We start from the raw sequence: 25078 nt of genomic DNA, 5'->3' as shown, positions 1-25078 counted from the left end.
TCTGAGTGGGCCGCCGATTATAGACGTTACTGACGTAATGTTCATCTGTTTGTAAGGCTATCTGTTCTCCGGTATTGTGCATAGCCTTAAGCACAGGAGTTTTCGTCAGCAAGGTTTTGAGGATGTCTCAGTCGAAGTTTGCGCTGCCGCGCAATGGTTTTACCTTTAAACAATTTTTTGTCGCCCACGATCGCTGCGCAATGAAAGTCGGTACCGACGGTATTCTGCTGGGCGCCTGGGCGCCGATTGCTCAGGTGAAGCACGTGCTGGATATCGGAACCGGTAGCGGTTTGTTGGCATTAATGTTAGCCCAGCGTACCGCGAATTCGGTCCAACTGGATGCGGTGGAGTTGGATGAAGAGGCCGCGACGCAGGCGCGGGATAACGTGGCGGCCAGCAACTGGCCTGGACGCATCGCCGTATACCAGGCGCCGATTCAGCAGTGGCAGCCGCAGCCGCCGCGGCGCTATGAGCTCATCGTCAGCAATCCGCCGTTTTTTGCCGAAGGCGTACCTTGTGCGACGTCGCAGCGCGAACAAGCGCGTTATACCACCTCGCTCGATCATACGACGCTGCTCACCTGCGCCGCGGATCTGATTACCGAGGAGGGCTTTTTCTGCGTGGTGCTGCCGGTGGATATTGGTAATGCGTTTGTCGAACGGGCGAAAGCGATGGGGTGGCATTTGCGCTTACGCACCGACGTGGCGGAAACAGAAATGCGCCCGCCGCATCGGGCCCTGCTGGCATTCTCTCCCAGCGCCGGCGAGTGTTTCAGCGATCGGCTGGTGGTTCGTGGGCCAGAGCAGCAGTACTCTGAAGGCTTTACCGCACTGACCCGCGACTTCTATCTCTTTATGTGAGCAAGCGGCGAGAGCACCGACGGGCCGCTGTTTTCCAGCGTGTCCGGGTAGTCGAGCGTATAGTGCAGGCCGCGGCTCTCCTTACGCTGCATGGCGCAACGCACGATAAGCTCGGCCACCTGCACCAGATTGCGCAGCTCCAGTAAGTTATTGGAGACGCGAAAACGCGCGTAATACTCATCCAGCTCCTGCTGCAGCATAGTAATGCGCCGCAGGGCCCGTTCCAGCCGGCGGGTGGTACGCACAATTCCGACATAGTCCCACATTAGCAGGCGCAGTTCGTGCCAGTTATGTTGAATCACCACCAGTTCATCCGGGATCTCAACCTGGCTTTCATCCCATGGCGGCAGCTGTTCCGCCGCTTGCGCCAGCGGCAGGCGTTTCGCTATGTCCTCGGCTGCCGACCAGCCGTACACCAGACACTCCAACAATGAGTTCGAGGCCATGCGGTTGGCGCCGTGCAGTCCGGTGTAGCTTACCTCGCCGATGGCGTACAGACCGTCGACGTCGGTACGTCCGTTATCATCCACCATCACGCCGCCGCAGGTGTAGTGGGCGGCGGGTACGATAGGCACCGGCTCTTTGGTCAAATCAATACCAAGGCCGAGTAGCTTTTCATAAATCATCGGAAAATGCTGGCGAATAAACGCTTCGGGCTTATGGCTAATATCCAGATACATGCAGTCGACGCCGAGGCGCTTCATCTCATGGTCGATGGCGCGGGCGACGATATCGCGCGGGGCCAGTTCGCCGCGTTCGTCGAAGTCCGGCATAAAGCGGCTACCGTCAGGCCGTTTCAACAGCGCGCCTTCGCCGCGCAGGGCTTCCGTTAAGAGGAAGTTTCTCGCCTGTGGATGAAACAGCGCGGTAGGGTGGAACTGGTTAAATTCGAGATTGGCCACACGGCATCCCGCGCGCCAGGCCATGGCGATGCCGTCGCCGGAGGAGACATCAGGGTTCGTTGTATATTGGTAGACTTTCGCGGCGCCGCCGGTCGCCAGCACCACGGCTCTTGCGCTGCAGGTTTCTACCTTTTCCTTATTACGGTTCCAGATCCACGCGCCGACTACCCGCCGGGTACCCGGCAGGCCAATCTTATCGGAGATAATCAGGTCAACCGCGTTGCTACGTTCCAGAATGGTGATATTCGGATGCGCCAGCGCTTTGCCAACCAGCGTCGTCTCAACCTCTTTGCCGGTGGCATCGGCGGCATGCAGGATCCGCCGATGACTATGGCCGCCTTCGCGGGTCAGGTGATAGCTCTCTTCACCGTTGGCCTGCACCTGGGTATCAAACAGTACCCCCTGATCGATAAGCCACTGCACGCAGGGTTTGGCGTTGCAGGCGACAAAGGAGACGGCATGACGGTCACAAAGTCCGGCTCCGGCGATGAGCGTATCTTCGACGTGGGATTCGATGCTGTCGGTTTCATCGAAAACGGCGGCAATTCCACCCTGGGCGTAGAAAGTCGAGCCTTCGCTAACCGGCCCTTTGCTCAGGACGGTAACCGAGTGGCGTTCCGCCAGGCGCAGCGCCAGAGACAATCCGGCAGCGCCGCTGCCGATAATCAACACATCACAGGAAAAGTCAGGAGTCGTCTTCATAGCTTCTGTTTAATTTACTAAACACAATGGCGTCACCATAGCACCTGATGGGGCCAAATCGTACAATTATTTTCGTGAATAGTTGTGCGGGCTAAACAAAGCTGGCGGAAAAGAAAATATGTAAACGAAAGAAAATATTTGCGAAGCAGGCCGTTACCTTCAGATTTTATAGTGAAAAATAAGTTGTGTTACGTTACCCTTCAGGCGGGCCTTGCGCTTTTTCTTCATTAGCTTACCTGGCGTTGAACAACGGGACTTATAATGAGAGATAACAATCAGTCCACCGTTGTCAGACAAAAATCAAAAGCGTAACGGAACTTTATTGTGTTCAGACACTCCAAACGACTGCTTGCTCATAATGCAGTGCTTGGGTGGTGTTCTGAATACGCATGGGAATTGGGTTTGGGGAGACATTACCTCGGATGAGCGAGCAGTTAACGGATCAGGTCCTCGTTGAACGGGTCCAGAAAGGAGATCAGAAAGCTTTTAACCTACTGGTAGTGCGCTATCAGCACAAGGTTGCAAGCCTGGTCTCCCGCTATGTACCGCCGGGCGATATTGCTGACGTTGTTCAGGAGTCGTTCGTGAAGGCGTGGCGTGCGCTGGATTCTTTCCGGGGGGATAGCGCTTTTTATACCTGGTTGTATCGTATCGCCGTAAACACGGCAAAGAATTATCTGGTTGCTCAGGGACGCCGTCCGCCATCAAGCGATGTTGACGCCAACGAGGCGGAAAACTTCGAAAGCGGCGGGGCATTGAAAGAAATTTCGAACCCTGAGAACTTAATGTTGTCAGAAGAGCTGAGACAAATAGTTTTTCGTACCATTGAATCGCTTCCCGAAGATTTACGCATGGCAATTACGTTGCGGGAGCTGGATGGCCTGAGCTATGAAGAAATAGCCGCCATTATGGATTGTCCGGTTGGCACGGTACGTTCGCGTATCTTCCGGGCACGTGAAGCTATTGATAATAAAGTTCAACCGCTAATCAGGCGTTGACGATAGCGGAATACTGGAAAAGGGTATCAGGCATGCAGAAAGAAAAACTTTCGGCCTTAATGGATGGTGAAACGCTGGATAACGAGCTGCTCAATGAGCTGAGTCGTTCTTCTGAAATGCAAAAAACCTGGGAGAGCTACCATCTCATCCGCGACACGCTGCGAGGCGATACCGCCGAGATGCTCCAATTCGATATCTCAGCTCGCGTGATGGCCGCCATCGAGAACGAACCTGCTCGTCAGGTTGCGCCGCTTATTCCTGAATCTCAACCCGCTCCACACCAGTGGCGTCAAATGCCTTTCTGGCAGAAAGTACGCCCGTGGGCCAGCTCGCTTACCCAAATGGGTGTGGCAGCGTGCGTTTCTCTGGCTGTGATCGTCGGCGTCCAGCAGTATAACGGACACTCCGATGCCTCCCAGCAGCCGGAAGCGCCAGTCTTCAACACCATGCCGATGATGGGCAAAGCCAGCCCGGTTAGCCTGGGCGTTCCGGCTGATGCCTCCGCCGGCAGCGGTCAGCAGGCGCAGGTTCAGGAGCAACGTCGTCGTATTAATGCTATGCTGCAGGACTATGAATTGCAGCGTCGCCTGCACGCTGAGCAGCTTCAGTTTGGCCAGGCCCAGACTCAGCAAGCCGCTGTTCAGGTGCCGGGTTATCAAACTTTAGGAACGCAATCGCAGTAATGAAGCAACTTTGGTGTGCCATGTCGCTCATGGCGGGCAGCCTGTTCTTCTCCACCAACGCCTCGGCTGATACATCGTCCGGGGCGTTGTTGCAGCAGATGAACCTGGCTAGCCAGTCCCTCAATTACGAGCTGTCTTTTGTCAGTATCAACAAACAGGGCGTTGAGTCGCTGCGCTATCGTCACGTGCGGTTGAACAACCAGCCCCTTGCTCAGTTGCTGCAGCTCGACGGTCCGCGTCGGGAAGTGGTGCTGCGCGGTACTGAAATCAGCTATTTTGAACCCGGTCTCGATCCCTTCACCCTGAACGGCGACTATATCGTCGATTCCTTGCCATCTCTGGTGTATACCGATTTCAAAAAGCTGGCCTCGTATTATGATTTCATCTCCGTTGGCCGTACGCGTATCGCCGATCGCCTGTGCGATGTGGTGCGCGTGGTGGCCCGCGACGGTACGCGCTACAGCTACATTGCGTGGCTGGATGCCGAGACCAAGCTGCCGCTGCGCGTCGACCTGCTCGACCGCGACGGCGAAACCCTGGAGCAGTTCCGGGTGGTCTCATTCAATATCGGTGATAACGTAAGCTCGAGTATGGAAGCGCTGTCGAAAGCCAGCCTGCCGCCGCAGCTGTCGGTCCCGGAAAGCGGCAATAAAGCCAACTTTAACTGGGCGCCGACCTGGCTGCCGCAGGGCGTGACGGAAGTTTCCAGCAGTCAGCGTCGTTTACCGACCTTCGATGGTCCTGTCGAGTCGCGTCTCTATTCCGATGGTCTGTTCAGCTTCTCCGTCAACGTTAACCGCGCGACGGTAAACAGTAGCGATCAACTGCTGCGCACCGGCCGCCGTACCGTCAGTACCTCGGTGCGCGATAACGCCGAAATCTCAGTGGTGGGCGAATTACCGCCGCAGACGGCAAAACGTATCTCCGACAGTATTAAGTTCAGGGCCGCGCAATGATCAAAGAGTGGGCGACTGTTGTCTCCTGGCACAACGGCGTGGCGCAGGTTCACTGCGATGTTAAAGCCTCTTGCAGCAGTTGCGCCTCGCGCGCCGGCTGCGGTAGCCGGGTGCTCAATAAACTGGGGCCGCAAACCAGCCATACCATTAGCGTCCCCTGTGAGCAGCCGCTGACGGCCGGGCAAAAAGTGGAGCTGGGCATTGCTGAAAGCAGCCTGCTGGGTTCGGCGCTGCTGGTCTACATGGCGCCGCTGTTCGGGCTGTTTGTGATGGCATCTATTTTTCAGGTGTTGTTTGCCAGCGATATCGCTTCGTTGTGCGGCGCGCTGTTGGGCGGCGTCGGCGGGTTCCTGGTGGCGCGTGGGCTGTCGCCGAAGCTGGCTGCTCGCCAGTCGTGGCAGCCGGTGATTTTAAGCGTTGGTTTACCGCCGGATCTGCTGCGCGTCGATACTCCTTCCTCTGAAATGGGGCAGTGATTTCACTGTCCCTCATCTTTATTTACGCTTCCTGATACAACGCCACAATTCTGCCGTTATGCTGGATCTAACAGCATTTCCTGGTTTCGCGGATGTAGTGTAGAATGCGGCGTTTTCGGATTAAAAAACGTCAGGCACAGAACAGCGGCCTCATGAGACTCGTAAGGCATAATTAACTCTAAATATGAAGAATATACGTAACTTTTCGATCATCGCTCACATCGACCACGGTAAGTCGACGCTGTCTGACCGTATCATCCAGATTTGCGGTGGCCTTTCTGATCGCGAAATGGCGGCCCAGGTTCTGGACTCCATGGACCTTGAACGTGAGCGCGGCATTACCATCAAGGCGCAGAGCGTCACCCTGGACTATAAAGCCAGCGATGGTGAAACTTATCAGCTCAACTTTATCGACACCCCGGGCCACGTTGACTTCTCCTATGAAGTATCGCGCTCCCTGGCGGCGTGCGAAGGCGCGCTGCTGGTGGTTGACGCCGGGCAGGGTGTAGAAGCCCAGACCCTGGCGAACTGCTATACCGCGATGGAAATGGACCTCGAAGTCGTCCCGGTTCTTAACAAGATCGACCTGCCTGCGGCCGACCCTGAGCGCGTAGCGGACGAGATTGAAGATATCGTTGGTATCGACGCTCACGACGCGGTTCGCTGCTCGGCGAAAACCGGTGTCGGCGTGCCGGATGTGCTGGAACGTCTGGTTCGTGATATTCCGCCGCCGGAAGGCGATCCGGACGCGCCGCTGCAGGCGCTGATTATCGACTCCTGGTTCGATAACTATTTAGGCGTCGTGTCGCTGGTGCGTATTAAAAACGGCACCATGCGCAAAGGCGACAAAATTAAGGTGATGAGCACCGGTCAGGTCTATAACGCCGACCGTCTGGGCATCTTCACCCCGAAACAGGTTGACCGTACCGAACTGAAATGCGGCGAGGTGGGTTGGCTGGTTTGCGCTATTAAAGACATCCTCGGCGCGCCGGTGGGCGATACCCTGACCGCGGCGCGTAATCCAGCGGATAAGGCGCTGCCGGGCTTCAAAAAAGTGAAGCCGCAGGTCTACGCCGGTCTGTTCCCGGTGAGCTCTGATGACTATGAGAACTTCCGCGATGCGCTGGGTAAACTGAGTCTGAACGATGCATCCTTGTTCTATGAGCCGGAAAGCTCTACGGCGCTGGGCTTCGGCTTCCGCTGCGGCTTCCTCGGCCTGCTGCACATGGAAATCATTCAGGAGCGTCTGGAGCGTGAATACGATCTTGACCTGATTACCACCGCGCCGACGGTAGTCTATGAAGTAGAAACCACCTCTAAAGAGGTTATCTACGTCGATAGTCCGTCGAAGCTGCCGCCGCTGAATAATATTCAGGAACTGCGTGAGCCGATCGCCGAATGTCACATGCTGCTGCCGCAGGAGTTCCTCGGCAACGTGATCACCTTGTGTATCGAGAAACGCGGTGTGCAAACCAACATGGTTTACCATGGCAAACAGGTTGCGCTGACCTATGAAATCCCGATGGCGGAAGTGGTCCTCGACTTCTTCGACCGTCTGAAGTCCACCTCCCGCGGCTATGCGTCGCTGGATTATAACTTCAAGCGTTTCCAGGCCTCTAACATGGTGCGCGTTGACGTGCTGATCAACGGCGAGCGCGTCGATGCGCTGGCGTTAATTACGCACAACGACAACGCGCCGTATCGTGGCCGCGAGCTGGTCGAGAAGATGAAAGATCTGATCCCGCGTCAGCAGTTCGATATCGCGATTCAGGCGGCTATTGGTAACCACATTATCGCGCGCTCTACCGTGAAACAGCTGCGTAAAAACGTCCTGGCGAAATGCTACGGCGGCGACGTCAGCCGTAAGAAAAAGCTGCTGCAGAAGCAGAAAGAAGGTAAAAAGCGTATGAAACAGGTTGGTAACGTTGAACTGCCGCAGGAAGCGTTCCTCGCCATTCTGCACGTTGGTAAAGACGGCAAATAATCTAAGGAGTTGGCATGGCGAACATGTTTGCCCTGATTCTGGTCATTGCGACCCTTGTGACAGGGCTGTTGTGGTGTCTGGATAAGTTCATATTCGCACCAAAACGTCGTGAACGTCAGGCCGCTGCTCAGGCAGCGACCGGCGAGCAACTGGACAAGAAGACGCTGAAGAAAGTCGGCCCGAAACCGGGCTGGCTGGAAACCGGCGCCTCGGTCTTCCCGGTACTGGCGATTGTGCTGATTGTGCGTTCGTTTATCTATGAACCTTTCCAGATCCCGTCAGGTTCGATGATGCCGACTCTGCTGATTGGCGATTTTATCCTGGTGGAGAAATTCGCCTACGGCATTAAAGATCCGATCTACCAGAAAACGCTGATCGAAACCGGTCATCCGAAACGTGGCGATATCGTGGTGTTTAAATATCCGGAAGATCCGCGTCTGGACTACATCAAACGCGCGGTCGGTTTACCGGGCGATAAAGTCACTTACGATCCGGTGGCTAAACAGGTGACGATTGAGCCTGGCTGCGCGTCGGGTCAGGCATGCGGTAGCGCCTTGCCGATCACCTACTCCAACGTCGAACCAAGCGATTTCGTTCAGACCTTCTCCCGCCGCAACGGCGGCGAAGCCACCAGCGGTTTCTGGCAACTGCCGAAAGGCGAAACCAAAGCCGATGGTATTCGTCTGACCGAGCGTAAAGAGACGCTGGGTGAAGTGACCCACCGTATTCTGACGGTACCCATCGCTCAGGATCAGGTGGGGATGTACTATCGTCAGTCCGGCCAGCCGCTGGCAACGTGGGTCGTTCCGCCGGGTGAATACTTCATGATGGGCGACAACCGCGACAATAGCGCCGACAGCCGTTACTGGGGCTTCGTGCCGGAAGCGAACCTGGTGGGTAAAGCTACCGCCATCTGGATGAGCTTCGAAAAACAGGAAGGCGAGTGGCCAACCGGCGTACGTTTATCGCGCATTGGCGGCATCCACTAATTCCCCGTCTTAATTCACGCTGCCAGCGCAATAACGGCAGCGTGAATTATTTAGTATTTAAATCCATCCAAACTAACGACATCCCTTGTCGTTGCGTATAGAATATCCCCCCGAAGTTTTTGGTTGTCTCTCGAAAGAGTGACACTGCACACGAAACCGCGTTGGTTAGTTTCTGCCCTTATATATCAAGGGTATGTATGCTCAGGTCGGTTTCGTGTGCTGCATCTTTGACGCATTCATTTATTGGTAACGCATGAACCCCATCGTAATTAATCGGCTTCAACGAAAGCTGGGCTACACTTTTGTTCATCAGGAGCTGTTGCAACAGGCATTAACTCACCGCAGTGCCAGCAGCAAACACAACGAGCGTCTCGAGTTTTTAGGCGACTCTATTTTAAGTTTTGTGATCGCCAATGCGCTCTATCATCGTTTCCCTCGGGTAGACGAAGGGGATATGAGCCGTATGCGCGCGACGCTGGTGCGAGGCAATACGCTGGCGGAAATCGCCCGCGAATTTGAACTGGGCGAGTGCCTGCGCCTTGGGCCTGGCGAGCTGAAGAGCGGCGGTTTTCGTCGCGAATCGATTCTGGCTGATACCGTAGAAGCCTTAATCGGCGGGGTTTTCCTCGACAGCGATATTCAGAATGTTGAACGCTTAATCCTCTCCTGGTACCAGACTCGTCTGGACGAAATCAGCCCGGGCGATAAGCAAAAGGATCCGAAGACGCGTCTGCAGGAGTATCTGCAGGGTCGTCATCTGCCGCTGCCGTCTTACCTGGTCGTCCAGGTACGCGGCGAAGCGCACGATCAGGAATTTACTATCCACTGCCAGGTCAGTGGCCTGAGTGAACCGGTGGTTGGCACAGGTTCCAGCCGTCGCAAGGCGGAGCAGGCTGCCGCCGAACAGGCGCTGAAAAAACTGGAGCTGGAATGAGCGAAGAAAAAAGTTATTGCGGATTTGTCGCCATCGTTGGTCGTCCAAACGTTGGCAAATCCACGCTGTTGAACAAGCTGCTTGGGCAGAAGATCTCGATCACTTCCCGTAAAGCGCAGACTACCCGTCACCGCATCGTCGGTATCCATACCGAAGGGCCGTATCAGGCGATTTATGTTGATACCCCGGGCCTGCATATGGAAGAGAAGCGCGCGATTAACCGCTTAATGAACAAAGCGGCCAGCAGCTCGATTGGCGATGTGGAACTGGTTATCTTTGTTGTTGAAGGCACTCGCTGGACGCAAGATGACGAGATGGTGCTAAACAAGCTGCGTGATGCGCGCGCGCCGGTGATTCTGGCCGTCAACAAAGTTGATAACGTGCAGGAGAAAGCGGATCTGCTACCGCACCTGCAGTTCCTTGCCAGCCAGATGAACTTCCTCGACATCGTGCCGATCTCTGCGGAAACCGGCACCAACGTTGATACCATCGCGTCGATCGTACGTAAACATCTGCCGGAAGCGATTCATCACTTCCCGGAAGATTATATTACCGACCGTTCCCAGCGCTTTATGGCCTCCGAGATCATCCGCGAAAAGCTGATGCGTTTCCTGGGTGCTGAACTGCCGTACTCCGTGACCGTCGAAATTGAACGTTTCGTGAGTAACGAACGCGGCGGTTACGACATCAACGGCCTGATCCTCGTCGAGCGTGAAGGGCAGAAGAAGATGGTAATTGGCAACAAAGGCGCCAAAATCAAAACCATCGGCATCGAAGCGCGCAAAGACATGCAAGAGATGTTTGAAGCGCCGGTGCACCTCGAACTGTGGGTCAAAGTGAAATCCGGCTGGGCCGATGACGAGCGCGCGCTGCGCAGTCTCGGTTACGTTGACGACCTCTGAGTTAACGCAACGTGGATGGATGGCAGCGCGCCTTTGTCCTGCATAGCCGACCGTGGAGCGAAACCAGTCTGATGCTGGATGTCTTCACGGAAGAGTCCGGTCGCGTGCGCCTGGTTGCCAAAGGCGCACGCTCCAAACGCTCTAATCTCAAGGGCGCCTTACAGCCCTTTACCCCCTTACTGGTTCGCTTCGGCGGCCGCGGCGAAGTCAAAACGCTTCGCAGCGCGGAAGCCGTCTCGCTGGCGCTGCCGCTCAGCGGTATCACGCTCTACAGCGGTCTTTACGTTAACGAACTCATCTCCCGCGTGCTCGAGCACGAAACGCGCTTCTCTGAACTCTTTTTCGACTACCTGCATTGTATTCAGGCGCTTGCCGGGGCCAGCGGTTCGCCGGAGCCCGCGCTGCGGCGCTTTGAGCTGGCGCTACTCGGGCACCTGGGCTATGGCGTTGATTTCCTCCACTGCGCCGGCAGCGGCGACCCGGTGGATGACACCATGACCTATCGCTATCGCGAAGAAAAAGGCTTTATCGCCAGCCTGGTGATTGATAACAGCACGTTTACCGGGCACCATTTGAAAGCGTTGGCTAGCCGCGAGTTTCCGGATGTAGATACGCTGCGCGCCGCGAAGCGCTTTACCCGCATCGCCCTGAAGCCGTATCTTGGAGGGAAACCGCTCAAGAGCCGGGAATTGTTTCGCCAGTTTATGCCCGCGCGAAAGGCGCGAGCCGATAATACGAATAATGATTAACGAGGATTGTCATGGCTGAATTACTGTTAGGGGTCAATATTGACCACATTGCGACATTGCGTAACGCGCGCGGTACCGCTTATCCGGATCCGGTGCAGGCGGCTTTTATTGCTGAACAGGCCGGCGCCGATGGTATCACCGTGCACCTGCGCGAAGACCGCCGCCATATCACCGATCGTGACGTGCGCATCCTGCGCCAGACGCTGCATACCCGAATGAATCTTGAAATGGCGGTTACCGAAGAGATGCTGGCGATCGCCTGCGAAACTAAACCGCACTTTTGCTGCCTGGTGCCGGAGAAGCGTCAGGAAGTGACCACCGAGGGTGGGCTGGACGTGGCCGGGCAGCGCGATAAGATGCGCGATGCCTGTCAGCGCCTGGCGGATGCCGGTATTCTGGTCTCTCTGTTTATCGACGCGGATGATGAGCAGATCAAAGCGGCTGCCGAAGTGGGCGCGCCGTATATTGAAATCCATACCGGCTGCTATGCCGATGCCAAAACCGATGCCGAACAGGCTAAAGAGCTTGAGCGTATCGCCAAAGCGGCGACCTATGCTGCCAGCCTTGGCCTGAAGGTGAACGCCGGTCACGGTCTGGCCTATCACAACGTGAAAGCCATTGCCGCCTTACCGGAAATGCACGAACTGAATATCGGCCATGCCATTATTGGTCGCGCAGTGATGAGCGGCCTGAAAGAGGCTGTCGCGGAAATGAAACGCCTGATGCTGGAAGCGCGCGGCTAATGGCGATTCTCGGGCTGGGTACCGACATCGTCGAAATCGCCCGCATCGAAGCGGTGATCGCCCGTAGCGGCGATCGCCTGGCGCGCCGGGTGCTGAGCGATCACGAATGGAGCATTTGGGAGCAGCACCAGCAGCCGGTGCGTTTTCTGGCAAAACGCTTTGCGGTCAAAGAAGCGGCGGCGAAAGCGCTCGGAACCGGTATTCGCAACGGCCTGGCGTTTAATCAGTTCGAAGTTTACAACGATGAATTGGGCAAGCCGAAACTGCGGTTATGGGGCGAAGCAAAGCTTTTAGCCGAACGGATGGGGGTAAGCGCTATTCACGTCACTCTCGCCGATGAACGCCACTACGCCTGCGCCACGGTGATCGTCGAAAGCTAAACCCGCGGTTAAAGCTTATCCGCGTGGTGCATGAGCACGAATTTATCCCACAACTGTTCTTCATTCTCGACGTGCGCCGGATCTTTGAGAATAGTATTCGGGATCGGACACACTTTCTGGCAGGTTGGCGTGTCGTAGTGGCCCACGCACTCGGTGCAGCGGTTGCTGTTAATCTCATAAATGCTCTCGCCCATCGAAATGGCCTCATTTGGGCACTCCGGTTCGCACATATCGCAATTGATGCATTTTTTGGTGATTAACAGCGCCATCAGGAAAATCTCAGAAACAACACAAACAGGGCGGGCATTATACGCCCATTTTCTACTCAGACCAGCTTTTTCACCAGCGCTTCGCTATGGCGTATGCGTTCCGGCGCGTGTTCAAGATCTTGCTGCACCAGCGCCATAAAGAGGAGATCGGTGAGCATCATTTGCGCGCTGGTGGAGGAGATGGCTGCGCTGCGCGTCGCCTGCTCTTCAGCAATGGTGTAAAGACACTGTGAAGCCTGCTGCTGCAACGCGTTGGGAGTGAAACCGGTGATCGCGAGGATCTTGCTGCCGACGCGGAGCGCTTCAGCAGCCGCCATATTGATCTCGCGGCGTTCGCCGGAGTAGGAGATAGCCAGCAGCAGATCGTCCGCCGACATCGCCTGCACCGTTGCCAGCAGCGCATGCATATCCTGCTCGGCGACGGCGTTGATGCCAATTTTCATTAACTTCCAGCTAAAATTGCGCGCCACCAGCCCGGAGGCGCCGATGCCGGTAATGATCACCCGGCGAGCATCGCGCAGCAGGGCCACTGCTTCCAGAAGTTTCTCTTCGCTGTTGACGTCCAGCGAAGCGTGCATCGCCGCGATGTTATCTTTGATCAGCTTTTCACCCACCAGACGCAGCGGATCGTCGCCGCGAATTTGGTTATGTACCGGCACAGAGTGAGGATCCGGACTGCTGGCCAGCGCTTCGCTGAGCGCCAGTTTTAATGCCGGAAAGCCTTTGAACCCCATTTTTTGCGCGAACTTCACCACGCTGGACTGGCTGACGCCCGCTTCGCCCGCCAGCTGCTGCGAGCTGAGATGGCGGGTTTGGTCCGGCTGAGCCAGAATAAAGTCGGCAAGTTTTTTGTCGCTCGCCGCCAGCGACGGGTAACGTTGGCGGATGCGGATTAAACAGTTCATGGCTTCTCCGAAGGAGGGCGTTAGCGGCTGAAAGAATTTTGTATTCGATTATAAGTGGAATAGTACGAATTAAAAATTCTGCTGTGAAGAATTATGCGAATGGGTCAGATTCTGAATCTTACCTCAACCGTGGCAGACAATTTCGCGCTCGTCGCGGCAAGCCTGTTAAGCTATCGGCATCGCCAGGAAAATCCGTACCAGAAAGGAGTTCGGTTTGAACAGTAACGCGCGACGAGTCGTGTTTTTCGATCTTGATGGCACATTGCACCAGCAGGATATGTTCGGCAGCTTTATTCGTTACCTCTTACGTCGTCAACCGCTCAACATACTGTCAGTGGCGGCCTTGTCGCCAATAGTACTGCTGGGCCTGTTGGTTAACGGACGCGCGGCGCGCTGGCCGATGAGCCTGCTGCTGTGGGCCGCCACCTGCGGCCGGCGTGAAAGCCATCTTAAGCGTCTGGAGGCGGAGTTCGTTAGCTGGTTTCGCCAGCACGTGACCGCCTTTCCGGTGGTACAGGGCCGGTTAAACGACTATTTAACCAGTACCGATGCCGACGTCTGGCTGATTACCGGCTCACCGCAGTCGCTGGTGGAACAGGTCTATGCCGATACGCTTTGGCTGCCGCGCGTAAAGCTTATCGCCAGCCGCATGAGCCGCCGTCGCGGCGGCTGGGTGCTGACGCTGCGTTGCCTGGGCCATGAGAAAGTAGCGCAGCTGGAACAGCGGATCGGCGCGCCGCTACGCTTATATAGCGGCTATAGCGATAGCGAGCAGGATAACCCGCTACTCTGTTTTTGCCAGCATCGCTGGCGGGTGACGCCGCAGGGCGATCTCCAGCAGCTCGAATAATTCCGCTGCAGGCGAATTATTTGGGCGATATATAGCGCCCATGTATAATGCGCCCCGCTTTTTCTGCAGGAGTGCCGCTGTGTCTGACCACGAATTTAATGATGAATACTGGATGCGCCATGCGCTGACGCTGGCGAAACGCGCCTGGGAAGAGGGCGAGGTGCCGGTGGGCGCCGTGCTTGTGCATAACAATCAGGTCATCGGCGAGGGCTGGAACCGGCCAATTGGTCGTCACGATCCCACCGCCCATGCCGAAATTATGGCGCTGCGTCAGGGAGGGCTGGTCCTGCAGAACTATCGTTTAATTGATGCTACGCTGTACGTCACGCTGGAGCCTTGTGTGATGTGCGCCGGGGCGATGGTGCATAGCCGCATCTCGCGGCTGGTGTTCGGCGCCCGCGATGCTAAAACCGGCGCAGCCGGGTCGTTAATCGATGTGCTGCATCATCCGGGGATGAACCACCGGGTTGAAATTACCGAGGGAATTCTGGCTGAATCTTGCTCCGCGATGCTGAGCGATTTCTTCCGCTGGCGGCGGGAAGAGAAAAAGGCATTGAAGAAAGCGCGTCAGGAAGAGGGTTAACGTCCCATTGTCGGCAACTTCAGCTTAACGTTGTCGACAAGCTTTTCGCCGCGGAATTTAAAGAAGGGCATCGCATACTCTTTATGCTCGCTATCGAGTTCTTCCGGCGCGACGGCTGGATAAGCTTCGGCAATCGCCATTTCTTGCGCCGCTTTCCTTTCCTGTTCAGACAAATATCCAACCAGGCTGATATGGTACTTACGAATATTTTCCACGTAGGCGTAAGCCTCATGGCCGCGGGCGTAGCCATATTTTAAGCGGCTGTAGTAGGGCTTCTGGCTCAGCAATGGCAGACGCTGCTTAACGTCGGACCAGCTGTTCGGGTTGCCTTTTTGTTTTTTAGTCAGCGCCATTGCGTCAAGCATATGCGCGTAGCCCATATTATAGGCCGCCAGCGCAAACCAGATCCGCTCCTCTTTCGGGATCGCCTCCGGCACTTTGGCCATCATATCCTGCAGATAGCGCATGCCGCCGTCGAGGCTCTGTTCGGCATCGGTACGATCGGTCAGACCTAAACTTTGGGCAGTGTTACGGGTTAGCATCATCATACCGCGCACGCCGGTCGGCGAGGTGGCCTGCGGATCCCAGTGCGACTCCTGCCAGGCAATCGCCGCCAGCAGTCGCCAGTCGATCTGTCGGGCGTATTTCTCAAACAGCGGCTTCAGATCCGGCAGCGTATTCTGTACCGCGCGCAGGAAGGTGCGGGTATCAACATAGTCGAAGTCGTTGCCGTGGCCGAGATACTTCTCTTCCAGGCGGGCGAGGGTGCCGTCTTCATTCATACTATTAAAGAAATCGAGCATGGCTGCCGATAGTGAATTGTCTTCGCTTTTTTCGCTAAACCAGGTGACCGGCTGTTCATCGCTGATGTCGAGAGCCACCGCCAGCTCCGGATGTACGCGCTGGAACAGGCTGACGGCGACGGAATCGGCGACGGTATATTCCAGCGTGCCGTCGATGACCGCCTGCATCAGGGCGGTGGTGCCGCGCTTTTCATCAACGCGCCAGTTGAGGTCCGGGTATTTGCTCTCCTTCAGCGCCTGCAAGTCGTTGAGGGCGACGTGGCCTGGGGCGATGGCGAGCTGTTCGGCGTTGATCCCGGCCAGCGTACGCGGACGATTACCGCCAACGCGATAGACCAGCTGCTGCGAAACGGAATAATAGGTGGGGCCCGCCTGATAGTTCTTTACCCGCTCGGTGTTATAGACCAGCCCGGCGGCCAGCATATCGGTTTTACCGGCATCGAGATCGTCAAATAGCTGGCTAATATTCTGCCGCACGGTGACTTTCAGCTTCACCCCAAGGTAATCGGCGAAGCGTTTCGCCAGTTCGTAATCGAGACCGTAGTCTTTGTTGTTGATGGCAGCGTAGGTCAGCGGTGAGTTAATTGTACTCACGCGCAGTTCGCCGCGAGCAATGATCCCGGCAACGCGGTTCTCCGGTTTTCCCATCCACGGTAAAGACGGCCACAGCGCCGCCGCCAACAAAAGGGTGACGACGCCGATCAGCAGATAATTAATCTTTAATTTTTTCAAATAGTTAATTTTCTGCAGCGTGGAGTTCCTCAGCTGGGTATATCCGGAAAAAGTAAAAGGTTGCCGTAAGTTGAGCGGCATTTTGCTTAAGAATGCGCCAGTTGGCAACATATTCGCGATTCATGTCACATTTATTGATAAAACTGATGAATCATTTTATTTCTACGCAAACGGTTTCGTCGGGGCTCAGGATTCTCTATAATGGCGCCCGTTTCCCCCTGGCTCACCTTGAAAGCTTCGAAGACGAGAGACTTATGATGGATATTTTGCGTGGTTCACCTGCACTGTCGGCATTCCGTATCAACAAACTGCTGGCACGTTTTCAGGCGGCCAACCTGCCGGTTAGCACCTTATACGCGGAGTATGTTCACTTTGCCGACCTGAGCGCCCCGCTAAGCGATGAGGAGCGCGAAAGACTGGTCAGACTGCTTAAATATGGCCCAAGCCTCAGCAGCCATACGCCAACCGGTAAATTACTGCTCGTCACCCCTCGCCCCGGCACTATCTCCCCCTGGTCCTCCAAAGCTACCGACATCGCCCATAACTGCGGTTTATCGCAGGTCGTGCGGCTGGAACGCGGCGTGGCGTACTACGTTGAAGCACAGGGTCTGAGCGATGCGCAGTGGGACGCCGTTGCGGCGGAGCTGCACGATCGCATGATGGAGAGCGTTTTCACTGAGCTGGAAGAGGGAGAGAAGCTGTTTGCTCACCATCAGCCGACACCGGTGGCCAGCGTGGACCTGTTGGGCCAGGGACGTCAGGCGCTGATTGACGCCAACCTCCGTCTGGGGCTGGCGCTGGCCGATGACGAAATCGACTACCTGCAGGACGCATTCGTTAAGCTTGGCCGCAATCCGAACGACATTGAACTGTATATGTTCGCGCAGGCCAACTCGGAACATTGCCGCCACAAAATTTTTAACGCCGACTGGATTATCGACGGCCAACAACAGCCGAAGTCGCTGTTTAAAATGATTAAAAATACCTTCGAGAAAAACCCGGAATATGTACTGTCTGCCTATAAAGACAACGCCGCGGTAATGGAAGGTTCCGAAGTCGGACGCTATTTCGCCGACTACCAGACCGGGCGCTATGACTTCCATCAGGAGCCGGCGCACATTCTGATGAAAGTTGAAACTCACAACCACCCGACGGCGATTTCGCCGTGGCCGGGCGCCGCAACCGGCTCCGGCGGCGAGATCCGCGACGAAGGCGCCACGGGGCGCGGCGCGAAGCCGAAAGCGGGTCTGGTCGGCTTCTCGGTGTCTAACCTGCGTATCCCGGGTTTTGAACAGCCGTGGGAAGAGGATTTCGGTAAACCTGAGCGTATCGTGACCGCGCTGGATATCATGACCGAAGGCCCGCTGGGCGGCGCGGCGTTTAACAACGAATTTGGTCGTCCGGCGCTGAATGGCTACTTCCGTACCTATGAAGAGAAAGTGACCAGCCACAATGGCGAAGAGTTGCGCGGCTATCACAAACCGATCATGCTGGCGGGCGGTATTGGCAACATCCGCGGCGAGCACGTCCAGAAGGGCGAAATCACCGTTGGCGCCAAGCTTATCGTGCTGGGCGGCCCGGCGATGAACATTGGTCTCGGCGGCGGCGCGGCGTCATCCATGGCTTCCGGCCAGTCTGATGCCGATCTGGATTTCGCTTCTGTACAGCGCGATAACCCGGAAATGGAGCGCCGCTGTCAGGAAGTGATCGACCGCTGCTGGCAGCTGGGCGATGCGAACCCGATTCTGTTTATCCACGACGTTGGCGCGGGCGGTCTCTCTAACGCCATGCCGGAGCTGGTGAGCGATGGCGGCCGCGGCGGAAAATTCCAGCTGCGCGATATCCTCAGCGATGAGCCGGGTATGAGCCCGCTGGAGATCTGGTGTAACGAATCCCAGGAGCGTTACGTTCTGGCGGTCGCGCCGGAACAGCTGCCGCTGTTTGAAGAGCTGTGCCGCCGCGAGCGCGCGCCTTACGCGGTGATTGGCGAAGCCACGGCGGAGCAACACCTTAGCCTGAGCGACAGCCACTTTAACGATCGGCCGATCGACCTGCCGCTGGACGTCCTGCTCGGCAAAACGCCGAAAATGACGCGTGACGTGCAAACGCTGAAAGCGCAGGGCAGCGAGCTGGATCGTCAACCAATGACGATTGCCGATGCGGTTAACCGCGTGCTGCATCTGCCGACGGTGGCTGAGAAAACCTTCCTTGTGACCATCGGCGATCGCACCGTGACCGGTATGGTGGCGCGTGACCAGATGGTGGGGCCGTGGCAGATCCCGGTCGCCAACTGCGCGGTGACCACCGCCAGCCTCGATAGCTACTACGGCGAAGCGATGGCGATGGGTGAACGCGCGCCGGTTGCGCTGCTCGACTTTGCCGCCTCTGCCCGCCTGGCGGTCGGCGAAGCGTTGACAAACATCGCCGCTACGCAGATTGGCGAACTCAACCGCGTCAAACTGTCGGCAAACTGGATGGCGGCAGCCGGTCACCCGGGTGAAGACGCCGGTCTGTATGAGGCGGTAAAAGCAGTCGGTGAAGAACTGTGTCCAGCGCTGGGCCTGACTATCCCGGTGGGTAAAGACTCAATGTCGATGAAAACCCGCTGGCAGGAAGGAAGCGAGCAGCGCGAAATGACCTCGCCGCTGTCGCTGGTGATCTCCGCGTTTGCCCGCGTTGAAGACGTGCGCGGCACCGTGACCCCGCAACTCTCTACGGAAGATAACGCCCTGCTGCTGATCGATCTCGGCAAAGGGCGTAACGCGCTGGGCGCCACCGCGCTGGCGCAGGTCTATCGCCAGCTAGGCGACCAGCCGGCCGACGTGCGTGATGTCGCGCAGCTGAAAGGCTTCTGGGACGCGATGCAGGCACTGGTGGCGCAGCGTAAACTGCTGGCCTACCACGACCGCTCCGATGGCGGCTTGTTAGTGACGCTGGCGGAAATGGCGTTCGCCGGTCACTGCGGCGTAACTGCCGATATCGCCGCGCTGGGCGACGACCGTCTGGCGGCGCTGTTCAACGAAGAATTGGGCGCGGTGATTCAGGTTCGCGCCGCGGATCGCGAAGCGGTGGAAGCGCTGCTGGCGATGAATGGTCTGGCAGATTGCGTGCACTACTTAGGCCAGGCGACGGCAGGCGATCGTTTTGTTATCACCGCCGACGGTCAGCCGCTGTTCAGCGAAAGCCGTACCACGCTGCGTATGTGGTGGGCGGAAACCACCTGGCAGATGCAGCGTCTGCGCGATAATCCGGAGTGCGCCGATCAGGAGCACCAGGCGAAGTCTAACGATAGCGACCCGGGTCTTAACGTTAAGCTGTCGTTTGATATCAATGAAGATGTTGCCGCACCGTATATTGCGACCGGCGCGCGCCCGAAAGTGGCTGTGCTGCGTGAGCAGGGGGTTAACTCCCATGTTGAAATGGCCGCCGCTTTCCATCGCGCCGGCTTCGATGCCATCGACGTGCATATGAGCGATCTGCTGGCGGGTCGTACTGGTCTTGGCGACTTCCATGCGCTGGTGGCCTGCGGCGGTTTCTCCTACGGTGACGTACTGGGGGCAGGCGAAGGTTGGGCGAAATCGATTCTGTTCAACGAACGCGTACGCGATGAGTTCGCCACTTTCTTCCATCGCCCGCAGACGCTGGCGATGGGCGTGTGTAACGGTTGTCAGATGATGTCCAACCTGCGTGAGCTGATCCCTGGAAGCGACCTGTGGCCGCGCTTCGTACGCAACCACTCTGACCGCTTTGAAGCGCGTTTCAGCCTGGTTGAAGTCACCCAGAGCCCATCGCTGCTGCTGCAAGGCATGGCCGGTTCGATGATGCCGATTGCCGTTTCTCACGGCGAAGGGCAGGTGGAGGTGCGGGACAGCGCGCACCTGGCCGCGCTTGAAAGCAAAGGCCTGGTGGCGCTACGTTTCGTCGATAACTTCGGCAAAGTGACGCAAACCTATCCGGCGAACCCAAACGGCTCGGTGAACGGCATTACCGCGGTGACCAGCGAAAGCGGTCGCGCGACGATCATGATGCCGCACCCGGAACGCGTCTTCCGTACCGTCAGTAACTCCTGGCACCCGGAAAACTGGGGTGAAGACAGCCCATGGATGCGTATCTTCCGCAACGCGCGTAAGCAACTGGGTTAATACCGCTAAGTTGATGAAAACGGGCCCCCTGTTAATTCAGGGGGCTTTTTTATTTGTGATCGAGGCCGTATCAGAGTGTCGGGAATTACCGACAGACGCGGTTTAATGGTGTCTCTGAATGACGACACTTAAGCTATTGATTTTAAATATGTGTAATTGAGGGCTGATTTGTTGTTGCCAATTGGCGACACTATGGTCAAAGAATAGACAAATGAATTTTAGTGGGTTATTGCATGTAATTCGTTATATATCATACTGTTAATAATTTGTTTTGAAAGGTGGCATAGTTCGTGCATAATAATCAGCAGTGGCTCATTCACCTTCTTATGTCAGCCCCTTCGGGAAGCGCTACATAAACTTCGAATGACGCACAAACAGGTGCCTGCCGTCCAACTCCTGATAACAGCTCTGCTTTATCAGTCATCGGGCGAAACGTCGAGTAAGGCACCGCCTCATTCCTTAATAAAGGCAGGCTTTAGAGCCTGCCTTTATTGTTTCTGCCGTGGATGTTTCCGCCATCCTCAGTTAGCATCTTCAGGAGCTAATGGTTGAGGCTATATCTTTGAAGCGATTCTCTCTTTTCCCCCGTTCCTTGCGCCAACTGGTGACGCTGTCCTTTGTGCTGATCATGCTGCCGCTGCTGGTGCTGGCATGGCAGGCCTGGCAAAGCCTGAACGCGCTCAGCGCCCAGGCCGCACATATTAACCGCACCACCTTGACTGATGCGCGGCGTAGCGAAGCGATGGTCAACGCCTCGCTGGAAATGGAGCGTAGCTATCTCCAGTATTGCGTGCTGGACGATCCTACCCTTGAGCGGGTCTATCAAAATCAACGTAAGCGTTATAGCGAAATGCTTGAGGCGCTCTCCGGCGTGTTGCCGGATGCTCACATTTGGCAGACCCTGCGGCAGAACCTCGCCGACCTGGCCCAATTGCGTTGCCATAATAGCGCGCCGGACGCCAAAGCCGCGGCGAGCCTCGAAGCCTTTGCCGATGCTAACAGTGAAATGGTGCAAGCGACCCGCACGGTAATCTTCTCCCGCGGCCAGCAGCTACAGCAGGAGATCGCCGAGCGCGGGCAGTTCTTCGGCTGGCAGGCGCTGGTTCTGTTTCTGCTGAGCCTGACGCTAGTTTTGCTGTTTACCCGCATGATCATCGGCCCGGTGAAGGGCATCGAGAAGATGATTAATCGCCTGGGAGAGGGAAAGTCGCTGGATGATGCGGCACTGTTCACCGGCCCGCGCGAACTGCGATCGGTCGGTAAACGGATTATCTGGTTGAGTGAACGTCTGGCGTGGCTGGAGTCCCAACGCCACCAGTTTCTTCGTCATCTGTCACATGAACTGAAAACACCGCTCGCCAGCATGCGTGAAGGTACGGAACTGCTGGCGGACCGGGTAGCGGGGCCGCTGACGACGGAACAGCAAGAAATCGTTGAGATCCTTGATAACAGCAGCCGCAATCTGCAAAAGCTGATCGAACAGCTGCTCGACTATAACCGCAAACTGGCCGATGGCCCGGTCGAGCGGCAGAAAGTGGATATTGCTGAACTGGCGCAGACCGTCGTTTCCGCGCATAGTTTACCGGCAAGAGCCAAGATGATGTCTACCGAGCTGGCGCTGGGTGAACGCTTCTGCCTGGCGGAGCCGACGTTGCTGACCAGCGTGCTTGATAATCTGTACTCCAATGCGGTGCACTATGGCGCTGAATCCGGTAACATTCGGATTCATAGTTACCGCCACGGCGAGCAGGTTCGTATCGATGTCGCCAATAGCGGCGAGCCGATCCCCGTCGCCGAAAGAAATATGATTTTCGAGCCTTTTTATCAGGGAAGCCACCTGCGTAAAGGGGCAGTAAAAGGCAGCGGTCTGGGGTTGAGTATCGCCCGCGACTGCGTACGGCAAATGCAGGGAGAGCTGAGCCTGGTCGATGATAATCCCGGGTTCATCTGTTTTCGCATCTCGCTCCCCGCCGCTGAGCCGGGAAAAACCAACACATGAATCAACATTGGGTGAATATGTCCCTCTTTTTCGCATTGCGCCGTCCTTTACGGGGATGGCTGCTGTCGGGCCTATGCTGCCTGACGCTGGCGGGTTGTTCCGCCGCTATGTCGCCGCGCGCCGCAGACGGCAATGCGCCGCCCGAGCTACCGGAACATCAGGTGGCGGATTTTCTCTCCGTAGATTGCGCCAATATCTGGTCGCTGGAAAACGATGCCAGTGATAAGAACCCGCTGTATTGGCTGCGTGGTATTGACTGCGCGGATCGCCTGGCGCCGGTACAAGCCCGTGCCGAAGCCAAATTGCATAACGATGATAACTGGCAGGATGCGTTGAAACGCGGCATTCTGCTGGCCGACGCCAAAATCACCCCCGATGAGCGTCGCGAAATGGTTGCCCGCATCGACAGCTTTAGCCCGCAAATCGCCGCGCAGGTTCGCCCGCTGTACCGGCTGTGGCGCGACGGCCAGGCCCGGCAATTGCAGTTATTTGAGGAGCGCTCCCGCTACGGCAAACTCCAGCAATCGAGCGATGCTGAACTGGAAACCTTGCGCCAGCAGGAGCAGCAGCTGCGTAGCCAACTGGAGCTGACCACCCGCAAGCTGGAAAACCTTACCGATATTGAGCGCCAGCTCTCCAGCCGTAAGCCCGGCGGCAATTTTAATAGCGGTAGCGATAAGGTACCGGAGGTGATCCATGACGATCCGTAAACCCGCCCACCTGCTGCTGGTGGACGACGATCCGGGGCTGTTAAAGCTGCTGGGGATGCGACTGGTCAGTGAGGGTTATAGCGTGGTCACGGCGGAAAGCGGGCCCGAGGCGCTACGCGTGCTGACGCGCGAGCGGGTGGACCTGGTGGTGAGCGATTTACGCATGGATGAAATGGACGGCCTGCAGCTGTTTGCTGAAATCCAGAAGGCGCAACCCGGCATGCCGGTCATCATCCTGACCGCCCACGGCTCTATTCCTGACGCCGTTGCCGCTACCCAGAAAGGGGTGTTTAGTTTTCTGACTAAACCGGTCGATAAAGACGCGCTATATAAAGCGATTGACGATGCTCTCGAGCAGAGCTCGCCGGCCACCGACGAGCGCTGGCGACAGGCGATTGTCACCCGTAGTCCACAGATGCTTCGGCTGCTGGAGCAGGCCGGTATGGTGGCGCAGTCTGACGTTAGCGTGTTGATTATCGGCCAGAGCGGTACCGGGAAAGAGATTGTCGCCCAGGCGATCCACAACGCCAGCCCGCGCCACGAAAAACCGTTTATCGCGATTAACTGCGGCGCGTTGCCGGAACAATTACTGGAGTCCGAACTGTTCGGCCACGCGCGCGGCGCCTTTACCGGCGCGGTCAGCAACCGCGAAGGGCTTTTTCAGGCCGCCGAGGGCGGTACGCTGTTTCTTGATGAAATCGGCGATATGCCCGTCGCGCTGCAGGTAAAGCTACTGCGCGTCCTGCAGGAGCGTAAGGTGCGCCCGCTGGGCAGCAACCGCGATATCGACATCGACGTGCGCATTGTTTCGGCGACCCACCGCGATCTACCTAAGGCGATGGCGCGCGGCGAATTCCGCGAAGATCTGTTCTATCGGCTCAATGTCGTTAACTTGAAGATCCCGCCGCTTTCCGAGCGCGCGGAGGATATCCCGCTACTGGCCAATCATCTATTGCGCCAGTCCGCCGACCGTCACAAACCTTTCGTGCGTGCCTTCTCCACCGATGCGATGAAGCGGCTAATGGCCGCCAAATGGCCGGGCAACGTGCGTCAGTTGGTTAACGTGATTGAACAATGTGTGGCGCTGACCTCATCGCCGGTGATCAGCGATGCGCTGGTGGAGCAGGCGCTGGAGGGGGAGAATACCGCGCTACCGACCTTCGTCGAGGCGCGTAATCAGTTTGAGCTCAACTACCTGCGTAAGCTTTTGCAGATAACCAAAGGTAACGTGACGCATGCCGCGCGGATGGCCGGGCGCAATCGCACCGAGTTTTACAAACTGCTGTCGCGCCACGAGCTCGACGCCAATGACTTTAAAGAGTAGCCCCGCGGCATAGCGCAAGCTATGATACGGTAAGCAACCGGTTACGCGACAAAGACAGGAAAACCATGAAAAAGATTGATGCGATTATTAAACCGTTCAAATTGGATGACGTGCGTGAAGCGCTGGCGGAAGTCGGTATCACCGGCATGACGGTCACCGAAGTCAAAGGGTTTGGTCGTCAGAAAGGGCATACCGAGCTGTACCGCGGCGCGGAATATATGGTGGATTTTCTGCCGAAGGTGAAAATTGAAATCGTGGTGACGGACGATATCGTCGATACCTGCGTCGATACCATCATTCGTACCGCCCAGACCGGTAAAATCGGCGACGGTAAAATCTTTGTCTTCGATGTGGCGCGGGTGATTCGTATCCGTACCGGTGAAGAAGACGACGCGGCGATTTAATCCTCGCGTATCGCCGGGTGGCGCTACGCTTACCCGGCCTACGGTCCGTGCGGCCTGCTGTTAATTTATTCACCATGCTGGCTGAAACTGCCGGTGTTG

General features: G+C 56.7%; 23 protein-coding genes. 19 read left to right on the top strand and 4 right to left on the bottom strand.

All coding sequences use genetic code 11. The annotated features are described in order from the left end of the window. Positions 1-122: 122 nt before the first annotated feature. Complete coding sequence (locus ABLV08_RS16765; RefSeq protein WP_020078168.1) at positions 123-860, top strand: tRNA1(Val) (adenine(37)-N6)-methyltransferase; 738 nt, start codon at positions 123-125, stop codon at positions 858-860. Here ABLV08_RS16765 and nadB read toward each other — a convergent pair. After that, positions 845-2464 carry an L-aspartate oxidase gene (gene nadB / locus ABLV08_RS16760; protein WP_348856054.1) on the bottom strand — a complete coding sequence of 540 codons (1620 nt, stop codon included), beginning with the start codon at positions 2462-2464 and terminating at the stop codon, positions 845-847. The two genes, ABLV08_RS16765 and nadB, sit on opposite strands and share 16 nt — an antisense overlap. Before the next feature lie 422 nt (positions 2465-2886). On the opposite strand from nadB, the gene rpoE reads away from it, so the two are divergent. The 11 genes from rpoE (at position 2887) to acpS (ending at position 12258) form a co-directional block, all read left to right on the top strand. Next, on the top strand, positions 2887-3462 hold the full coding sequence (gene rpoE / locus ABLV08_RS16755; protein WP_002914074.1) for an RNA polymerase sigma factor RpoE: 576 nt from the start codon (positions 2887-2889) through the stop codon (positions 3460-3462). 32 nt (positions 3463-3494) lie between these two features. After that, a complete protein-coding gene (gene rseA / locus ABLV08_RS16750; RefSeq protein WP_015370285.1) occupies positions 3495-4145 on the top strand; it encodes an anti-sigma-E factor RseA in 651 nt (216 codons plus the stop codon). Next, on the top strand, positions 4145-5101 hold the full coding sequence (rseB, locus tag ABLV08_RS16745) for a sigma-E factor regulatory protein RseB (protein WP_020078169.1): 957 nt from the start codon (positions 4145-4147) through the stop codon (positions 5099-5101). The genes rseA and rseB overlap by 1 nt, the downstream gene beginning before the upstream one ends. Next, the gene (gene rseC, locus ABLV08_RS16740) at positions 5098-5577 is read left to right on the top strand and encodes a SoxR-reducing system protein RseC (protein ID WP_042893105.1); all 480 of its coding nucleotides are present in this window, start codon (positions 5098-5100) and stop codon (positions 5575-5577) included. Before rseB ends, rseC begins: the two co-directional genes overlap by 4 nt. 184 nt (positions 5578-5761) lie before the next feature. Beyond that, positions 5762-7561: a translation elongation factor 4 gene (gene lepA, locus ABLV08_RS16735; protein ID WP_015370288.1), complete on the top strand. Its 1800-nt coding sequence runs from the start codon at positions 5762-5764 to the stop codon at positions 7559-7561. Between the two features lie 14 nt (positions 7562-7575). After that, the gene (gene lepB, locus ABLV08_RS16730; RefSeq protein WP_020078170.1) at positions 7576-8550 is read left to right on the top strand and encodes a signal peptidase I; all 975 of its coding nucleotides are present in this window, start codon (positions 7576-7578) and stop codon (positions 8548-8550) included. 253 nt (positions 8551-8803) lie between these two features. After that, on the top strand, positions 8804-9484 hold the full coding sequence (gene rnc / locus ABLV08_RS16725; protein ID WP_020078171.1) for a ribonuclease III: 681 nt from the start codon (positions 8804-8806) through the stop codon (positions 9482-9484). Further along, positions 9481-10386 carry a GTPase Era gene (gene era, locus ABLV08_RS16720; RefSeq protein WP_015370290.1) on the top strand — a complete coding sequence of 302 codons (906 nt, stop codon included), beginning with the start codon at positions 9481-9483 and terminating at the stop codon, positions 10384-10386. The genes rnc and era overlap by 4 nt, the downstream gene beginning before the upstream one ends. Positions 10387-10397: 11 nt before the next feature. Next, positions 10398-11135, top strand: a complete 738-nt coding sequence (recO, locus tag ABLV08_RS16715; RefSeq protein ID WP_015370291.1) for a DNA repair protein RecO — start codon at positions 10398-10400, stop codon at positions 11133-11135. 11 nt (positions 11136-11146) lie between these two features. Beyond that, positions 11147-11878 (top strand): pyridoxine 5'-phosphate synthase, encoded by a 732-nt coding sequence (gene pdxJ, locus ABLV08_RS16710; protein WP_348856053.1) that lies wholly within the window; start codon positions 11147-11149, stop codon positions 11876-11878. Continuing rightward, positions 11878-12258 carry a holo-ACP synthase gene (gene acpS, locus ABLV08_RS16705; protein WP_015370293.1) on the top strand — a complete coding sequence of 127 codons (381 nt, stop codon included), beginning with the start codon at positions 11878-11880 and terminating at the stop codon, positions 12256-12258. The genes pdxJ and acpS overlap by 1 nt, the downstream gene beginning before the upstream one ends. Positions 12259-12266: 8 nt before the next feature. Here acpS and ABLV08_RS16700 read toward each other — a convergent pair whose 3' ends face one another. After that, complete coding sequence (locus ABLV08_RS16700; RefSeq protein ID WP_045386930.1) at positions 12267-12527, bottom strand: YfhL family 4Fe-4S dicluster ferredoxin; 261 nt, start codon at positions 12525-12527, stop codon at positions 12267-12269. Between the two features lie 56 nt (positions 12528-12583). Then, entirely contained in the window at positions 12584-13432 is an 849-nt protein-coding gene (locus ABLV08_RS16695) for a MurR/RpiR family transcriptional regulator (protein ID WP_015370295.1), read from the bottom strand. Positions 13433-13646: 214 nt separating this feature from the next. Here ABLV08_RS16695 and yfhb point away from each other — a divergent pair, with 214 nt between their 5' ends. Together yfhb and tadA are read left to right on the top strand one after the other, a co-directional pair. Continuing rightward, positions 13647-14282, top strand: a complete 636-nt coding sequence (yfhb, locus tag ABLV08_RS16690; protein ID WP_015370297.1) for a phosphatidylglycerophosphatase C — start codon at positions 13647-13649, stop codon at positions 14280-14282. Positions 14283-14361: 79 nt separating this feature from the next. Next, positions 14362-14865, top strand: coding sequence for a tRNA adenosine(34) deaminase TadA (tadA, locus tag ABLV08_RS16685; RefSeq protein WP_015370298.1), 504 nt, complete (start codon positions 14362-14364; stop codon positions 14863-14865). On the opposite strand, the gene mltF is transcribed toward tadA, so the two are convergent. After that, on the bottom strand, positions 14862-16481 hold the full coding sequence (gene mltF, locus ABLV08_RS16680; RefSeq protein ID WP_026612242.1) for a membrane-bound lytic murein transglycosylase MltF: 1620 nt from the start codon (positions 16479-16481) through the stop codon (positions 14862-14864). The genes tadA and mltF overlap by 4 nt on opposite strands. A 173-nt stretch (positions 16482-16654) precedes the next feature. Between mltF and purL the strand changes: the two genes are divergently transcribed. From purL to glnB, 5 genes are all read left to right on the top strand, one after another. Beyond that, positions 16655-20542, top strand: coding sequence for a phosphoribosylformylglycinamidine synthase (gene purL, locus ABLV08_RS16675; RefSeq protein ID WP_348856051.1), 3888 nt, complete (start codon positions 16655-16657; stop codon positions 20540-20542). A gap of 562 nt (positions 20543-21104) precedes the next feature. Beyond that, entirely contained in the window at positions 21105-22541 is a 1437-nt protein-coding gene (locus ABLV08_RS16670; RefSeq protein ID WP_026612243.1) for a HAMP domain-containing sensor histidine kinase, read from the top strand. Between the two features lie 17 nt (positions 22542-22558). Then, positions 22559-23251 (top strand): two-component system QseEF-associated lipoprotein QseG, encoded by a 693-nt coding sequence (gene qseG / locus ABLV08_RS16665; protein ID WP_026612244.1) that lies wholly within the window; start codon positions 22559-22561, stop codon positions 23249-23251. Beyond that, entirely contained in the window at positions 23238-24575 is a 1338-nt protein-coding gene (gene glrR, locus ABLV08_RS16660; RefSeq protein WP_015703177.1) for a two-component system response regulator GlrR, read from the top strand. Before qseG ends, glrR begins: the two co-directional genes overlap by 14 nt. A gap of 65 nt (positions 24576-24640) precedes the next feature. Continuing rightward, the gene (glnB, locus tag ABLV08_RS16655; protein ID WP_002914032.1) at positions 24641-24979 is read left to right on the top strand and encodes a nitrogen regulatory protein P-II; all 339 of its coding nucleotides are present in this window, start codon (positions 24641-24643) and stop codon (positions 24977-24979) included. The last annotated feature ends 99 nt before the right edge of the window (positions 24980-25078 follow it).

Origin of the sequence: Klebsiella sp. CN_Kp088 (genome assembly GCF_040064335.1) — a bacterium.
In the GTDB taxonomy this organism is placed as follows: domain Bacteria; phylum Pseudomonadota; class Gammaproteobacteria; order Enterobacterales; family Enterobacteriaceae; genus Klebsiella; species Klebsiella aerogenes.
This window is presented reverse-complemented; position numbering and strand designations above follow the sequence as displayed.